Source organism: Cellulophaga sp. L1A9 (assembly GCF_009797025.1).
Lineage (GTDB): Bacteria > Bacteroidota > Bacteroidia > Flavobacteriales > Flavobacteriaceae > Cellulophaga.
Genome location: NZ_CP047027.1, coordinates 3,186,412 through 3,200,802 on the forward strand (window position 1 = coordinate 3,186,412; position 14,391 = coordinate 3,200,802).

Genomic DNA, 14,391 nt, shown 5'->3' on the forward strand with positions numbered 1-14,391 from the left:
TGTTTTAGAACTAACTTCTTGCATAGATTAACGGTTCGTTTTTTGATTGATGAATAAACATCCGGATTGATTTTTGATTGTGATTAATGAATAAACTCCTATACCGAAAAGGTGTGATTAAGACCTCTTTTACTTTATAAATTGAATGGTTAATGGATATGCAAAGGGCTGACCTTCATTGGTTTTTATAACAGCTAAAATGGTATATACGATATTTAAGACAAATAAAGCTCCGTGCAATAAACCTGTAACTCCAAAAGGAATTAACCAAGAGCCAAACCTAAAATCACTACTATCAAAGTGAAAATTCATAGTATTAAAGTGATTTAAATTTCCAAATGAAAAATTACCAAAATCAAATACGCTTGGAAATAAACCGATAAAAAAAGGAATACTTATAATTCCAAGGATAAAAGAATACAGTAATAAACTCAATTGAAAGTTTAACGCCTGTTTTCCATTATAATCCACATACTTATATTCATTCTTATTTGCGGTCCATAGAATCAAGGGTAAAATGAAGTTTCCAAAAGGAATAAAAAACTTTGAAAACGTTGATGCATGCAAAATCGCAGAGAGGTTTTTTTCGTGTTTTGATAAGGTATCTGTCATGGCTTAGTAATTTCTTATGCAAATATATGGTTAAAAAAAGGTACTATGCTACACATAGTACTGAAAATTAACTTTTTATTAACAATTGTAAGCTCATTATTTTTCAATACTTTTATAAAAAATTTAGAGTAATTATGGGAGTTTCCGCAAGTAAGTTTAATTCGTTTACATTTTTTAAATTGCCTTCTGCTTGGTGGTGTGGCGTACGTTTACGTCATATAGATCAAAAAAAAGCAGTAGTAACGGTAACGCACAGATGGGTGAATCAAAATCCTTTTAAATCCATGTTCTGGGCAGTTCAAGGTATGGCAGCAGAATTAACTACTGGAGCCATGATGATTGATCAAATTAAAGAGAGCGGACATAAAATTTCTATGTTAGTAGCAAATAACAATGCTAGTTTTACAAAAAAAGCTACAGGCAAAATTACATTTACTTGCGAAGATGGTCATCTAATTCAAGAGGGTATTGATAAAACGGTAGCTACGGGAGAAGGGCAAACTATTTGGATGAAGTCCGTTGGAGTAAATACAGATGGCGTAGTCGTATCTACCTTTAACTTTGAATGGACCATAAAGTTAAGAAAAAAATAAAATTAACCTCATTTCTTCATTCTATAGATGAATATGGAGGGTTGGTATATTCAAACCCCGCGCATATCTATTTGCTTTGTTGTTTTTTTACATTTTCACCAATTTCGTTTGGGATTAGACCTATAGCTGCTGTATAACAGTTAAAATCTAACCCATAACTTTTATAAAAGAAATGAAAATGCGAAAATTGGTAATTATCTTTATTCTTAGTTCAGTAGGAGTAGGCTTCGCTCAAGAAATGGGAAGTGTTTATATTGATTCTGAAATTTTACCTAATACTGAGGTAGGAACTATAAAAAAAAATAAAGTAGGTTTTGATATTCCTTTAAAGACCATTACGGGTAAAGAAACAATTAGCTTATTTGGAGAATATCAAAATTTAAATATTGGCTATGTGGATAAAGATGTGCCTTTTGAAACCTATCAAATTGACAACTTTCAAACCTTTAGTTTAGGTCTTTTGTATGATAGAATTCTTGAAAACGGCTGGGGTTTTTCTTTGAAATTAGCGCCGCAAATATCTTCAAATTTCGATATTCAAGAGATTGATGGTCGAGATGTTTTTATAAATGGAACTTTACTATTTGATAAATTAAACGAAGAAAAACAATCCATGTGGAGTTTTGGGGTGGAGTATGATGCTCAAAATGGCTTAAATTTTCCAATCCCTATAATTGCATACACAAAACGTTTGGATGAAAAATGGGCCTACAAAATTGGGTTTCCTGATGCAAGATTAAAATGGACTTTACATAAAAATCATAATTTCGAAGCATTTACTACTTTAGATGGTTTTGCTGGTAATATTAATGATGATGTGGAGATTTATAAAACAGATTATGTAGGTACTTTAAAAAACACTTATTTAGTGGGCGGCTTAGGGTATAACATAACATTCCTTAATAACTTTGAGTTTAATGCCAAAGTGGGATATTCCGCTTTTAATACCATGGAAGTTCAGGATTATGATACGGATGAGATTTATGATTTTGACATGGAGAATGGGGCCTACTATAATTTTGGATTGAAATACAATTTAAATAAAAAGTCAAAAGTTAAAAGTCCATATTAAGTCAAAAGTAGATTATGAATACTGCAATTAGTTAAAACTAAAAAACAGAAATTACAGAATTGTAGTTTCTGTTTTTTATTTTTAGGATATTATAGTTATGTAGTTCATTATGAAAGAAGCACCTTTATTTTACGAAGAACAAAAGTTTACACAATGGTGGTTATGGTTGTTATTGCTGTCACCTATCCTAATTTTAGGGTATACATTGGTTAAACCTATTTTAGAAGATTCTAATCAGGCCAATGGTAATTTCTCTTTTAGTTTAGTAGCACCTATAGATTTTTGGATTTCCTTGGTGATTATGCTTTTAGTTTTGATACTTTTTATTCTTTTAAAATTAAAAACTACAGTAACGCAAGAATATATAAAAATTTCTTTTTTTCCTCTCTTTTCTAAAAAATGGAATTGGACAGACATTACTGCTGCTGAGATTGTTACTTATAGCTTTGTTGGTTACGGAATTAGGTTGAGTTTAAAATATGGAACAGTGTATAATATAAAAGGGAACCAAGGCTTAGCTCTTCATCTTAAAAATGGTAAGAAGATAATGATTGGAACGCAAAACCCTGTTGAGCTGGCCAAAATCTTAATAAAAAAAGTAAAATAAATGTAACATAATGATATACTTGTAAACTAATCATCATCAATCAAAAAGAAATAGAAATATGAATGCACATGAAATAGAGTACCAAATATTTGGAGAAGAAATGCAGTTTGTAGAAATAGAACTCGATCCTCAAGAAGCAGTTGTGGCTGAAGCGGGAAGTTTTATGATGATGGATTCTGATATTAAAATGGATACTATTTTTGGAGACGGATCTAATCAAGATACGGGTGTTTTGGGTAAGATATTTTCTGCAGGAAAACGGATGCTAACAGGTGAAAGTTTATTTATGACGGCTTTTTTAAATATAGGTCAAGGAAAACGCAAAGTTAGTTTTGCTTCTCCTTATCCTGGAAAAATACTTCCTATAGATTTATCAGAAACGCAAGGTAAATTTATATGTCAGAAAGATGCTTTTCTTTGTGCAGCTAAAGGGGTTTCTATTGGAATTGAATTCTCAAAACGTTTAGGAAGAGGTTTGTTTGGAGGAGAGGGTTTTATCATGCAAAAACTAGAAGGCGATGGTTTGGCTTTTGTACATGCCGGAGGAACTTTAGCGAAAAAGGAATTAAAGTCTGGAGAGGTCTTGCGGGTAGATACAGGGTGTATTGTTGGGTTTACGCAACAGGTAGACTATGATATAGAATTTGTTGGCGGAATTAAAAATACTGTTTTTGGTGGGGAAGGATTATTTTATGCAACGCTGCGTGGACCCGGAACCGTATATGTACAGTCTTTACCTTTTAGTAGGCTAGCAGGGCGTGTTCTAGCGGCAATCCCTAGAGGTGGAAAAACTAAAGGGGAAGGAAGTATTCTTGGAGGAATAGGAGATTTGTTAGATGGTGATAATTAATTTTATAATAGCATAATTTGAAAAACGGTACTGTAAAAAACATAACAAAAAAACTCTTATCAGATAACTGGTATCGGTTAGATAAATATTTTTTTGAATATCAAAGGGAAGATGATACTTGGGAAAAACAAGAGCGTGAAGTATATGATTGTGGCGATGCTGCAGCTATTCTTTTGATTCATAAAGAAAGAGCATCAGTAATTTTAACCAAACAGTTTCGAATGCCTGCGTATCAAAACGGAGTGGCTACAGGAATGCTGGTTGAGGTTTGCGCTGGTCTTCTAGATGGAGACACCCCAGAAGATTGTATTAGAAAAGAAGTTTTAGAAGAGACTGGATACCAAATCTCTGATGTCAGTAAAGTTTTTGGGAGCTTTATGGTACCAGGAACGGTAAAGCAAAAAGTTCATTTTTTCACAGGCTATATTGATGATACAATGAAGGTCAGTAAAGGTGGTGGCGCAGAAGATGAAACCGAAAATATAGAAGTGTTAGATATTCCATTCTCTTCGGCTTATGATATGATTGCTACAGGAGAAATTGTGGATGGGAAGTCCATCATGTTGTTACAATATTTAAAAATTCAGCATCTTTCTAAGGGTTAATAGCAATTAGTAATTATCTCTTAATTTTTCGAATACGAGCTGCATTTGTTTTTTTATTTCTGCAGAAGGTTGTTTGTAGTGGTTATTCATAAAACTAAAAATTAGAGTTTTACCAGATTTGGTTAGTAAATAACCACTCAAACAATAGATATTACCTAAGGATCCAGATTTTGCATACATATAAGGTCGGTTGGTTCCTGCATACGAACCTTTGAGGGTGCCAGAAACTCCGCCTACAGGGAATAGGTTAAACAAGCGCTCTTGTGGTTCCTCATGATACATTTTTAGAAGGACATGTACTAAGGATTCTGGGGTGAATAAATTATATCTAGAGAGCCCAGAACCATCTACCCATCTCGGTTGTTGTTTTAAATCGGAAAGATTATTTTTTAAAATATAATCTTGTGCTTTTCTACTACTTAAAGTGTCAGATAGGGTAGTGCTTACTAAAACAAGAAGTTGTTCTGCTAAAAAATTATCGCTGACGGCCATCATTCTTTTTAAAACAGAATCTGTAGAGACACTAAATAGAATTTGTTTTTCAACTTTTGGAAATGTATTTACAAGATTTATTTTCTTGTTTATTGCTTTTTCTAAAAGTGTTCTAACCAATGTAGAATCTACCATAAAAGGAGTTTCTAGGGTGTCCTTTTTATCAGGATTATAATAAAATGTATTTTGATAGTGTTCACGAGCCTTTGGTGCTAATAGTTCCTTCACGTCTTTTTTGAAAAATGGAGGAATAACAGTTAATGAATCCTTTTTAAAAACAGACACTACATTACCATATATAGGAAAAGGAGAACGTTCTGGTTGAAAATAAGCATCGTAATCTTCCCAAGCCCATCCAGGACCATATGCAGCAGCATCAAAATTATTTAAGTGAAGTTTGATGTGATGGTACGGTTGTAAAAATTTAAGAACGGTACTATCTTTAAAATAGGAGTGTAAAAAGCTAGGGTCGCCAGTGCCTTCAATATAAACCGTATCTACAGTGGTGTAATATTTTAGCGCAGGGATTTTTTTAGGGAGTATTTTTAGTGCCGTATAGAGGGTTGCAATTTTTGTATTACTAGCAGGTGTAAAATATTTTTTGCTATTGTATTGGACAATAGTATCCTTACTTGACGGGTCGTAAATGAATACTCCTAGGAACTGATTATCGAATAAAGGCGCAACAAGTGTTTGTTGTGTTTCCTTCTTAATTTTCTTAATATTTGTAGCTGAACAGCTACATAATAGGCTGATAATCAATAGTGAATATAATATTCTCTGCATTTCTAAATAGTAGTTATTTAAATTGAAATTTAGGCTTTTTGTGTATATTAACAACAATTTATCTATTTTTTAACTAATGCAAAGCAATAGATATCATCTTTTTATGGTTAACTTAGTAAAATCAACTAATACACATTTTAATATGGCTAAATCAATGCTTGAGTACACTAAAATGGTACTGAATAAAGTTAGTTTTGATACAAAGTTATTTTGTAAAGAAGTAAAAAAAGCTTTTTCAAATTTATTACCTGAAGAAGTAGAAGAACTAAAACTCTGGTTAGAAAAATTTATATACGATAAGCCAGAATTACAACAGAGCTTAATTTATTTGACATAAAACAAAAGAGCCACTTCTAAAGTGGCTTTTTTTATTGTTTTTAATGTTGAATCTATTTTTTATTAAGCGGACTAATAATTTTTACGTCTTGAAAAGCAATTGCTCCTCTAACAATACTAGAAATTACTTCTCTTAGCGCTTCTGTGATTTGTATTTTTAATTCGCTTTTGTGATAAATTAAACTCACTTCTCTAGCAGGTGAAGGACTTTCGAAATATTTTAAATTTTCTTTTTTTCGTTCGTCTAGCGTTAATGTATTCAAGAAAGGTAGCAAGGTCATCCCCATTCCTTCATTTACTAAATTCACTAAAGTCTCAAAACTACCACTTTGTAATTGAAATGCTTCACCATTTGCATCTTTTGAAGCTTTACATAGGTTTATCACACCATCTCTAAAACAATGACCATCTCTTAAAAGAAGTACGTCATTAATATCTAAATCTTCTGTCTTAAGTTTGTTTACTGAACTTAGGCGGTGATTTTTTGGTACGTACCCTACAAACGGTTCGTAGTACAACGGACGTTCCTTGATAAATTCAATTTCTAAAGGAGTAACAGCAATTCCTGCATCTAAATGGCCATCTTGAATATTTCGTATCATATCCTCAGTATTTTGCTCCTTAATGATAAGGTTTACTTTTGGATATTTTTTTATAAATGTATTTAAAAACATTGGTAAAAGTGTAGGCATTACGGTAGGTATGATTCCCAATGTAAATTCACCTCCGATAAATCCTTTTTCTTGATCAACAATATCCTTTATCCTATTGGCTTCATTGACAATATTCTTTGCTTGCGCCACAATTTTTTTTCCTACTTCAGTAACCGCAATTGGTTTTTTTCCACGGTCAAAAATTAGAATATCTAATTCATCTTCTAATTTTTGAACTTGCATACTTAAAGTAGGCTGGGTTACAAAACTTTTTTCGGCAGCCAAGGTGAAATTTTGGTATTCGGCAACAGCCAAAACATATTGCAATTGCGTTATAGTCATCTGTATTGTTTTAGGCTATAAAAATATAAAAACTATCAATGAATCTTATAGCCTTTGGAGGTATATGTTTTGTAATTTTGTTATGAAATTAAAAGCACTTATTATGAAACTAAATAGCATAGGATTAGACGAGGAAAAATCTGCACAATTAAGTAACGACTTAAATACTTTATTGGCTAATTTTCAAACATATTACCAAAATTTAAGAGGTATTCATTGGAATATTAAAGGAAAACGTTTTTTCGATTTGCATATTAAATTCGAAGAATTGTATACAGATGCTAATGAGAAAGTAGATATGATTGCAGAAAGAATATTAACTCTTGGCGGTCTTCCATTACATACTTTTGAAGATTATATTGAAAATTCAACGATTCAAGTGGGTAAAAATGTCAATAAAGATGAAGCTGCAATCCATTTAATTGTAGATTCATTAAGTAAATTACTTGTATTAGAAAGAAAAATTTTGAACACATCTGGTGATGCGAACGATGAAGGAACTAACTCTATGATGAGTGATTTTATCGCTGAACAAGAGAAAACAGTTTGGATGATGAAAGCCTGGTTAACAGAAGAAATATAATAGTCTAATTTATTAAATAAAAAGCCTCTCAGCATAGTATGTTAAGAGGCTTTTTTAGTATTAAAAACGAATGTTGAAGTCTAAATTTTGATCTAAAACTTTAAATTTTGCATCTTCAAAATTCGGGGGTCCATACGACATTTCATTTCCAGACATACCATAACTTTCTTTAGGCATTCCGTTGGTTTCATAATCCATTCGCTGGTTATCGTTTTCATCATGAAGCGCCATAATAGCGTAGGTTCCGAGTGGTACATTTTGGAAAGTTAGCTTTATTTTTCCAGCTACAATTTCACTTTCTTTATGTTGTATGCCAGAACCTTTCATAAAGGTATCTGCAGTGTGTAATGAGAGTAATACTTTGCCATTGTCATTAGAGATATTATCAATAATAACGGTAAGGGTATAGCTTTCATTTTCTTGAGCCATACCTAAGATTGAACTTAAAATAAACATTGAAGTAATTATTAAATTTTTCATTTAAATGAGGTATTGTACTACCTATAAATTAGGGTAGTGGTTATTAATACTTCAAAGTTGAAAAAAATAAACAGTAATGCTAAATCCTAAAAACTCAACTGTAGCATGTTATAGCTGAGTTGTATAAGAACGATCTAATTCCCAATTCTATTTTCTAACCAATGTACCATACCTTTAGTTTCTTGTATGGTGAAATTTATTGCAGCCTCTTTAAAAAGAATGCAAGATTGTGAATGGGTAGCCCTATTACATTGAACAATTATAAGGGTATAAATAATTTAGTTGATTATCATTTAAATTGATGTTTGGTTTTTCATTGCCTGGGCTATGGCACAAGCGTTTGGATTTTTAGAGGTTTCTAATTCATCAATAATTGTTTCATGATCTTCTGGTCTAGTTTGGGATAATTTATAGGTAGCTTGAATATCTTCTATTTTTATTTTAAACCCGATTACACCCTTTACTTGCCGAAGTGTTTTATCAGACATATCATCTAAAGAAATAGGGTTTTTAGATATTTTCTCATATTTATTGACCAGCTTATGCATAGATGCCATTACATCTTCTTCACTAAGAATGCTTAATTTTCCATAGACATGAACCGCAATGTAATTCCAAGTAGGCACCTCTTCTTCTTTATACCATGAAGAAGATATATAAGAATGGGGACCATTGAAAATACAAAGAACAGTACTGTCTTTTGAAAAGTATTTGCCTTGCGGATTTGCTCTGGCGATATGGCCAACTAGGATATCAGAACCATCCTCGTCTATGGCTAATTCTAATGGAATGTGGGTAGCCCAAGGTTTATTATTAACTTGATTAATAAGAATCCCGAAACTATTTTCAACTAAAAATTGTTTAATTTCTTTTAAATCTGTTTGCTCGTAATACTTTGGTATAAACATTTTAAATAGCTCTTTGTTAGGTTAAAAGTAACTATTATTCATTTAGAATGAATACAATGTATTTAATTTAAAGATTATTTTTTAATGGTGAAACTAAATCTAGAGCCTGTGCCTAAAGTAGATTTTACAGCGATTTCACCACCCAATTTTTCAATAATTTTTTTCACAGTGGCTAAACCAATACCATTACCTCTTACACCAAATTTATCCTGAGGACTGTGTATAGTGAATATATCAAAGATGCTATTGTATTTATTTTCGGGAATGCCAGGACCGTTATCTTCAACATAGAATAGATAATGCGTTTTAGAAGCATCAATTCCTATTTTTATTTCTGCCTCCGCTTTATCATTATATTTTATGGCATTAGTTACGAGGTTAATAAGTATTTGGTCTAATGCAGTCTCATTAATTTTAACGGTTTTTAGTTCCGATGCTACAGTTAGGTGTATGTGAGGATTACTACTAAATATACCATTGATGTTATTTTTTATTTTTTCAACAGAAACGGCTATAGTTTTTTCTTTTAAAAGAGTGTCACTTTTACTATAGTCTAATAAACCTTCAATCAATCCTTTTAATCGATTAGAAGAAGTCACAATCATATCTAAAATATCAGTTCCTTGCGAATCAATTTTTGATCCATATTGTTCAATAAAGATGGCTGTTAGTGTGGAAATGTTGTTTAAAGGCGATTTTAAATCATGCGCAGCGATATATGCGAAACGCTCTAATTCCGTGTTTTTTTCTTTTTGATTGGATAATGCTTGTTGTAATAGCTGTTCATTTTTACGAAGTTCTATTAACTTCATCACTTGATTTGATAATGCCTTTAGAGAGTCTATCTGACTTTTATTTAGCTTCTTAGGTTTATTATCTATGACGCAAAGTGAACCAATAGGTAAATTATTTGAAGTCATTAATGGAACACCAGCATAGAATACAACATTAGTGTCACCAGTCACCATAGGATTGTCAAAAAAACGTGCATCTTTACGAGCATCCGGTACTATAAAGATATCATTGGAATCATTAATCATGTGACCGCAAAATGAAATTTCACGTTCTGTTTCCTTCACATCTATACCGTATGATGATTTAAACCATTGTCGCTTTTCGTCAACTAATGAAATCATAGAAATAGGGGTGCCACATATTTCGGAAGCTATTTTGGATAGATTATCATAATCTTCTTCAGGTAATGAGTCTAAAATATTATAAGATTGTAACTCTGCTAACCTTTTTTCTTCTTCTTTGTGTGCTTTTGGAGCAAGCATGATGTCGATTTTGTAAAGTGAGAAATATATTACAATATGGAGAACGAAACACTTGCTGTATAATTGTATGCAAACACTAATTTAACAGTGTTAATTTAAAAGATAAATATACGTCCAAAATATCAATTATTTTTTAAGGTTTTGGTACGGCTGCGTTACTGCCTATCTTATTTTTTTTAATTTGTCTTTGAATTTTTTTGATGGCAGATTCGATTGATTTTTCGGGCTCAATTATATTGTATTCTCCCCAGAAATCGGGATCAGAGAACCCTAAAGCTTCATCACTCAAAATTATATTTTTGCGCAGCTTTTCTTTTCCTCTTATGTTTTTACCTACATTTTTTTCCCAATCTGTGACAGCCATTTCACAGGTCATACTATAAACGGAATTAAACCATTTATCGTCCCAATTAATTTTAAACTCTAACATAACATTGCTGTAGCCATAATACCATTTATTATCTTTTTCTCTATAATCTACTCGGTAGGCTACGGCCGTAGGATAAACTTTTGCTTTTGCCGGTTTCCGTTTTACAAACATGCGCGCTGCATTTTCTTGATCTGTAATATTTAGTTCGTAAATAGCACTAGTTAAAATTTTATGTTCGGCATCTATAAATAATTGGCCTTTATAGAGCTGATCCGTTAGATTTTCTTTTTGAGCGAAGTTAATAACATAGATAAGCTGATCGTTTATCCTAGCAGAACGTTCGAAGGTATAGGTATACAGCGGTATTGTTTGTTCGGTGAATACATATTCTGGATATTTCATTAAATCGATAAATAAGGTGTTAAAGGGGCCACCTTGTAACTTTAAAGTTAAAGTATCTAACCTACTATAATCTGTGCTTTTCCTAGACTTATAGAGTTCAACAGCATCAGATTGTTTGGTAGTATAAGGTGCTTTGTGAATAGTCACTACTGCTTCAGAAAGAGAGACATTCTTCTTTCTTTTTTTTATGGTTTCCCTGTAAAAGGCAGTCATCAGTGTTGGAAATTCGAAATAATTAGCGCCTTTGTTTTGCAAGGTTTCACGAACTAATAATTCTGCATTCTTTGGGACTACAATATTTACTTCAGTCAATGCGGTTACCGCAGTTTCTAGTGAAATTTTATTGTTGGTATTATCAATATCGCTTAAGTTTATGGTTTTCGTTTTATATCCTAAAAAGCTAATAGTAACCAATGAAGCTTCCATACTTTTTGGGACTTTCAAGGCAAAATCTCCTTCGGTATTTGTTACCGTACTTATATTAGAATTTTCAATAGCGATGGTTGCAAATACAAGTTCTTTTTTAGTATTGGAATCAATTATTTTACCTTTATATTTATTAAAAACTTCTTGTTGTTCTTCTTGCAGAACGTTCGCTGCTTTAATTTTTTGTATTCCTCCTATACTTACTAGCATACATAGAAGTACTACCCAGATTTTTATAGATGAATTGTTCGTATTGATTTTCATAGCATTCTTTTTTAAAGTGTGTCGTTGAGTCTTCCTTATAAGATACTAATTTTTAGCAATATAACGACCATAAATTTTCAATATTCATTTTGGTAAGAAGTTGATATGTGAGTTTTGTGGCGTTATTTTAGTGTTTAAAGGTTGGCTTTTCAAACCAATTTTCCGTGAATTCAAATTTTTCGTCATTAACCTCAAAAAACATAGCTGTTTGCTTTTTCTATATTTCGTGTATTTCGCCCCTTTTTTCGTTTAATTTTAATGAGGTTCAAATAATGAAGCGTCACTTGTAATTGCATTCCCCTAGCTAAAGGCTCTAAATGTTTTTGGGGATCTTTTTTGAAGAACCCTAAATTGAAACCTACAGCACTACTTTCTAACTGTAAAATTTGTTCTTATATTGATTTCCGTGCATGGTCAATTCGTTTTAAAAATCACTCCAAGCCATCCTTTTCTGTTTTGTCTAAGAGAAAGAGGGATGTCTTCCAGACTACTATAGAAAACAAAATCCCATCAACTATATTTTTTAGTTGATGGGAATAGGTTGTTTTGCCAGCGCCAATACTGCCTAATAGTAAAGGTGTTATTGCGTGGAATGCATTTTATTTAAGCTTCAGCTTCATCTTCAGAACTATCTTCACTTTCTTCTTCAACTTCCTTGTTTAAGTTATTCTTAAGAATGTTTAGCTTTTTTAATTTTGCTTTCCAAGTTGCTAAATCTTCTTTATGACCATTAATTTTCTTAATCACATCTTTAACAACAGGGCTATCTTCAGAGGCATTTGAAAAGAATTGTAAATTGTTTTCTAGCTGACGAACTTCACTCATGCTTTCGTCTATTTTGCGACGAATAAAAGTGCGTTCTCTCTGTAATGCAAATTCAGTATCTTCTCCGTTGGTAATTTGCTGAATTTTATTCCCGTACTTCATCATTTCAGCTTCTTGACGTTCTATGTCTAGCTTTTTGAATAAAGCATCTAATATTTTATTAAATTTAGCATTAACACTTTTCTTATTAAACGGTACCCGTCCTATAGCTTTCCATTCTGCAATAAATCCTTTTATGCCATCTAAATCTTCATTTCTTTTGCCAGATAATTGAAACCCTTGTAAGCGCTCTAAACAAGTACTTTTAAGTTCAAAATTTTCAAGCTCGTCTTTTTGTGCTTCATTTTTGCTAGCATTTAATCGATCAAAATAATGATTACACGCATCTTTAAATTGCTTCCAGATTTTATCAGAGAATTTACGAGGTACATGACCAATTTTTTTCCATTCGTTCTGAATGCGTTTCATTTCAGACGTAGCCATTGCAGTATCTTCACTATCTTTTAGAGATAATGCTAATTCTAATAATGCTCTCTTTTTGTCTAAATTATCTTGTTGTTCTTTCTTTTGGTCTTTGTAAAAAGCATTTTTCTGTCTGTTAAAATCTCGGACACTATCTTTAAAAGACGCCCAAGTTTTTTCATTTACCTTCTGTGGTACTTTTCCAGCGCTAAAGAAACTCTCACGTAGTGCTTCGATCTCTTTAATTTGTTGTTGTAAACCTTTATGATTTTTAGAAACGTTTGTAGTGATGGCTTTAATACCTTCTATAATTTCATGTTTCTTGATTAAGTTTACTTCATAGGTTTTTTCTAGTTCAGCAAAATAACCTTGTCTTCTATTGTGTAATGCCTTTGTAGCATTACTAAAACGTTCCCAAATTGCTTCTCTATGATCTTTGTCTACAGGACCAATATCTTCTTTCCAGATTTTATGTAAAGTTTGTAATTCTTGAAAAGCAGTGTTTAAGTCTGCAACATGTTCAAGGGATTCCGCTCTTTCTGCAAGTTTTTCTTTTTCTTCTAGATTTCGCTTAAAATCTAAATCTCTTAATTCGCGATTAAGATGAAGGAAATCATAAAATATTTCAATGTGGTGATGGTAGGTGCGCCAAACATCATTATAGTTATTTCTAGGTATAGGCCCTGCAACACGCCAACTTTCCTGTAAATCTTTAAAGTTTTTATAGGTGGTGTTAATATCTTCTTCAACATTAACTAAACCTTTTAAATCTTCAATAATTTGAAGTCTATTTTCAAGATTGTCTTTCAAACTATTTTCAAGACTCTTGTGGTATTGATTTTTTTTATCTCGATATTCTGAATAAACTTCGTTGAATTGTCGTTTCGTAACAGAATTATATTTGAAATCAATTTCATTTCCACCATTACTAATAAACTCTTCTTTTTTATGCTCTAAAAATTCTTGAAATTTTAAATCGAACTCGTATTTAATTCCATCAACATGTTTTCTGATGGCTTGTACTTTTTCATTTTTAACCAGACGTTGTAATTCGCCCACCAAATTCTCCATAGACATCGAGTGATAGTCTAAAATAGGAATTACATGCCTTTGGTGATTGTCGGTATCTTCAGCATCTTCAGCATTAGAATCATCAATTTCATTAAGAACATCTTCATCAGGTTTGTCCTCTTCATTAGGTTCCTTGCTTTCTTCAGGAGTGCTTTTAGAAGTTACTTCTGTATCCTCAGCAGCCTTATTTTCCGAAGTCGTATCTACAACTTCATTCAATTCTACTGATTTTTCATTACTACTATCATTAGATAGTTTCTCGTCTTTCTCGTCCAACATTATGTACGTATTTGGCTTTTTTGCCTAATTCATTGGTAAGATAGTAACAACCACTTGAATACCAAAAAAAATGTAAAAAAGTTGTGCAGAAATTCT

General features: G+C 32.0%; 15 protein-coding genes. 7 read left to right on the forward strand and 8 right to left on the reverse strand.

Translation table 11 applies throughout. The features are described 5' to 3' along the window. Positions 1-129: 129 nt before the first annotated feature. Positions 130-612: a DUF4870 domain-containing protein gene (locus GQR94_RS13950; protein ID WP_158976069.1), complete on the reverse strand. Its 483-nt coding sequence runs from the start codon at positions 610-612 to the stop codon at positions 130-132. Between the two features lie 134 nt (positions 613-746). On the opposite strand from GQR94_RS13950, the gene GQR94_RS13955 reads away from it, so the two are divergent. The 5 genes from GQR94_RS13955 (at position 747) to GQR94_RS13975 (ending at position 4,339) form a co-directional block, all read left to right on the forward strand. Then, positions 747-1,205, forward strand: a complete 459-nt coding sequence (locus GQR94_RS13955) for a DUF4442 domain-containing protein (RefSeq protein WP_158976070.1) — start codon at positions 747-749, stop codon at positions 1,203-1,205. 178 nt (positions 1,206-1,383) lie between these two features. Then, positions 1,384-2,277: a DUF6268 family outer membrane beta-barrel protein gene (locus tag GQR94_RS13960; RefSeq protein WP_158976071.1), complete on the forward strand. Its 894-nt coding sequence runs from the start codon at positions 1,384-1,386 to the stop codon at positions 2,275-2,277. Between the two features lie 109 nt (positions 2,278-2,386). After that, positions 2,387-2,884, forward strand: a complete 498-nt coding sequence (locus GQR94_RS13965) for a hypothetical protein (RefSeq protein WP_158976072.1) — start codon at positions 2,387-2,389, stop codon at positions 2,882-2,884. Between the two features lie 58 nt (positions 2,885-2,942). After that, the gene (locus tag GQR94_RS13970) at positions 2,943-3,734 is read left to right on the forward strand and encodes a TIGR00266 family protein (protein WP_158976073.1); all 792 of its coding nucleotides are present in this window, start codon (positions 2,943-2,945) and stop codon (positions 3,732-3,734) included. A 17-nt stretch (positions 3,735-3,751) separates the two neighbouring features. Further along, entirely contained in the window at positions 3,752-4,339 is a 588-nt protein-coding gene (locus tag GQR94_RS13975; RefSeq protein WP_158976074.1) for an NUDIX domain-containing protein, read from the forward strand. 6 nt (positions 4,340-4,345) lie between these two features. Here GQR94_RS13975 and GQR94_RS13980 read toward each other — a convergent pair whose 3' ends face one another. Further along, positions 4,346-5,617: a D-alanyl-D-alanine carboxypeptidase/D-alanyl-D-alanine-endopeptidase gene (locus GQR94_RS13980; RefSeq protein WP_158976075.1), complete on the reverse strand. Its 1,272-nt coding sequence runs from the start codon at positions 5,615-5,617 to the stop codon at positions 4,346-4,348. Between the two features lie 142 nt (positions 5,618-5,759). On the opposite strand from GQR94_RS13980, the gene GQR94_RS13985 reads away from it, so the two are divergent. Continuing rightward, positions 5,760-5,954: a hypothetical protein gene (locus tag GQR94_RS13985; RefSeq protein WP_158976076.1), complete on the forward strand. Its 195-nt coding sequence runs from the start codon at positions 5,760-5,762 to the stop codon at positions 5,952-5,954. Between the two features lie 52 nt (positions 5,955-6,006). Here the strand turns inward: GQR94_RS13985 and GQR94_RS13990 are convergent, their stop codons facing one another. After that, the gene (locus tag GQR94_RS13990; protein WP_158976077.1) at positions 6,007-6,948 is read right to left on the reverse strand and encodes a LysR substrate-binding domain-containing protein; all 942 of its coding nucleotides are present in this window, start codon (positions 6,946-6,948) and stop codon (positions 6,007-6,009) included. Positions 6,949-7,051: 103 nt separating this feature from the next. Here GQR94_RS13990 and GQR94_RS13995 point away from each other — a divergent pair, with 103 nt between their 5' ends. Then, a complete protein-coding gene (locus tag GQR94_RS13995; RefSeq protein ID WP_158976078.1) occupies positions 7,052-7,531 on the forward strand; it encodes a Dps family protein in 480 nt (159 codons plus the stop codon). Positions 7,532-7,591: 60 nt separating this feature from the next. Here GQR94_RS13995 and GQR94_RS14000 read toward each other — a convergent pair whose 3' ends face one another. From GQR94_RS14000 to GQR94_RS14020, 5 genes are all read right to left on the reverse strand, one after another. After that, positions 7,592-8,011: a DUF2141 domain-containing protein gene (locus GQR94_RS14000; RefSeq protein ID WP_158976079.1), complete on the reverse strand. Its 420-nt coding sequence runs from the start codon at positions 8,009-8,011 to the stop codon at positions 7,592-7,594. A gap of 293 nt (positions 8,012-8,304) precedes the next feature. Beyond that, positions 8,305-8,919, reverse strand: coding sequence for an FMN-binding negative transcriptional regulator (locus GQR94_RS14005; RefSeq protein ID WP_158976080.1), 615 nt, complete (start codon positions 8,917-8,919; stop codon positions 8,305-8,307). 74 nt (positions 8,920-8,993) lie between these two features. Further along, positions 8,994-10,196 carry an ATP-binding protein gene (locus GQR94_RS14010; protein WP_158976082.1) on the reverse strand — a complete coding sequence of 401 codons (1,203 nt, stop codon included), beginning with the start codon at positions 10,194-10,196 and terminating at the stop codon, positions 8,994-8,996. Positions 10,197-10,329: 133 nt separating this feature from the next. Further along, the gene (locus GQR94_RS14015; RefSeq protein ID WP_158976084.1) at positions 10,330-11,658 is read right to left on the reverse strand and encodes a carboxypeptidase-like regulatory domain-containing protein; all 1,329 of its coding nucleotides are present in this window, start codon (positions 11,656-11,658) and stop codon (positions 10,330-10,332) included. A gap of 603 nt (positions 11,659-12,261) precedes the next feature. Continuing rightward, the gene (locus GQR94_RS14020; protein WP_158976086.1) at positions 12,262-14,295 is read right to left on the reverse strand and encodes a DUF349 domain-containing protein; all 2,034 of its coding nucleotides are present in this window, start codon (positions 14,293-14,295) and stop codon (positions 12,262-12,264) included. Between the last annotated feature and the right edge of the window lie 96 nt (positions 14,296-14,391).

Bases quoted from the DNA above. Each gene is read 5' to 3' on its own strand.
- GQR94_RS13950 (WP_158976069.1), bottom strand. From the start codon at position 612: ATGACAGATACCTTATCAAAACACGAAAAAAACCTCTCTGCGATTTTG.
- GQR94_RS13955 (WP_158976070.1), top strand. From the start codon at position 747: ATGGGAGTTTCCGCAAGTAAGTTTAATTCGTTTACATTTTTTAAATTG.
- GQR94_RS13960 (WP_158976071.1), top strand. From the start codon at position 1,384: ATGCGAAAATTGGTAATTATCTTTATTCTTAGTTCAGTAGGAGTAGGC.
- GQR94_RS13965 (WP_158976072.1), top strand. From the start codon at position 2,387: ATGAAAGAAGCACCTTTATTTTACGAAGAACAAAAGTTTACACAATGG.
- GQR94_RS13970 (WP_158976073.1), top strand. From the start codon at position 2,943: ATGAATGCACATGAAATAGAGTACCAAATATTTGGAGAAGAAATGCAG.
- GQR94_RS13980 (WP_158976075.1), bottom strand. From the start codon at position 5,617: ATGCAGAGAATATTATATTCACTATTGATTATCAGCCTATTATGTAGC.
- GQR94_RS13985 (WP_158976076.1), top strand. From the start codon at position 5,760: ATGGCTAAATCAATGCTTGAGTACACTAAAATGGTACTGAATAAAGTT.
- GQR94_RS13990 (WP_158976077.1), bottom strand. From the start codon at position 6,948: ATGACTATAACGCAATTGCAATATGTTTTGGCTGTTGCCGAATACCAA.
- GQR94_RS13995 (WP_158976078.1), top strand. From the start codon at position 7,052: ATGAAACTAAATAGCATAGGATTAGACGAGGAAAAATCTGCACAATTA.
- GQR94_RS14000 (WP_158976079.1), bottom strand. From the start codon at position 8,011: ATGAAAAATTTAATAATTACTTCAATGTTTATTTTAAGTTCAATCTTA.
- GQR94_RS14005 (WP_158976080.1), bottom strand. From the start codon at position 8,919: ATGTTTATACCAAAGTATTACGAGCAAACAGATTTAAAAGAAATTAAA.
- GQR94_RS14010 (WP_158976082.1), bottom strand. From the start codon at position 10,196: ATGCTTGCTCCAAAAGCACACAAAGAAGAAGAAAAAAGGTTAGCAGAG.
- GQR94_RS14015 (WP_158976084.1), bottom strand. From the start codon at position 11,658: ATGAAAATCAATACGAACAATTCATCTATAAAAATCTGGGTAGTACTT.
- GQR94_RS14020 (WP_158976086.1), bottom strand. From the start codon at position 14,295: ATGTTGGACGAGAAAGACGAGAAACTATCTAATGATAGTAGTAATGAA.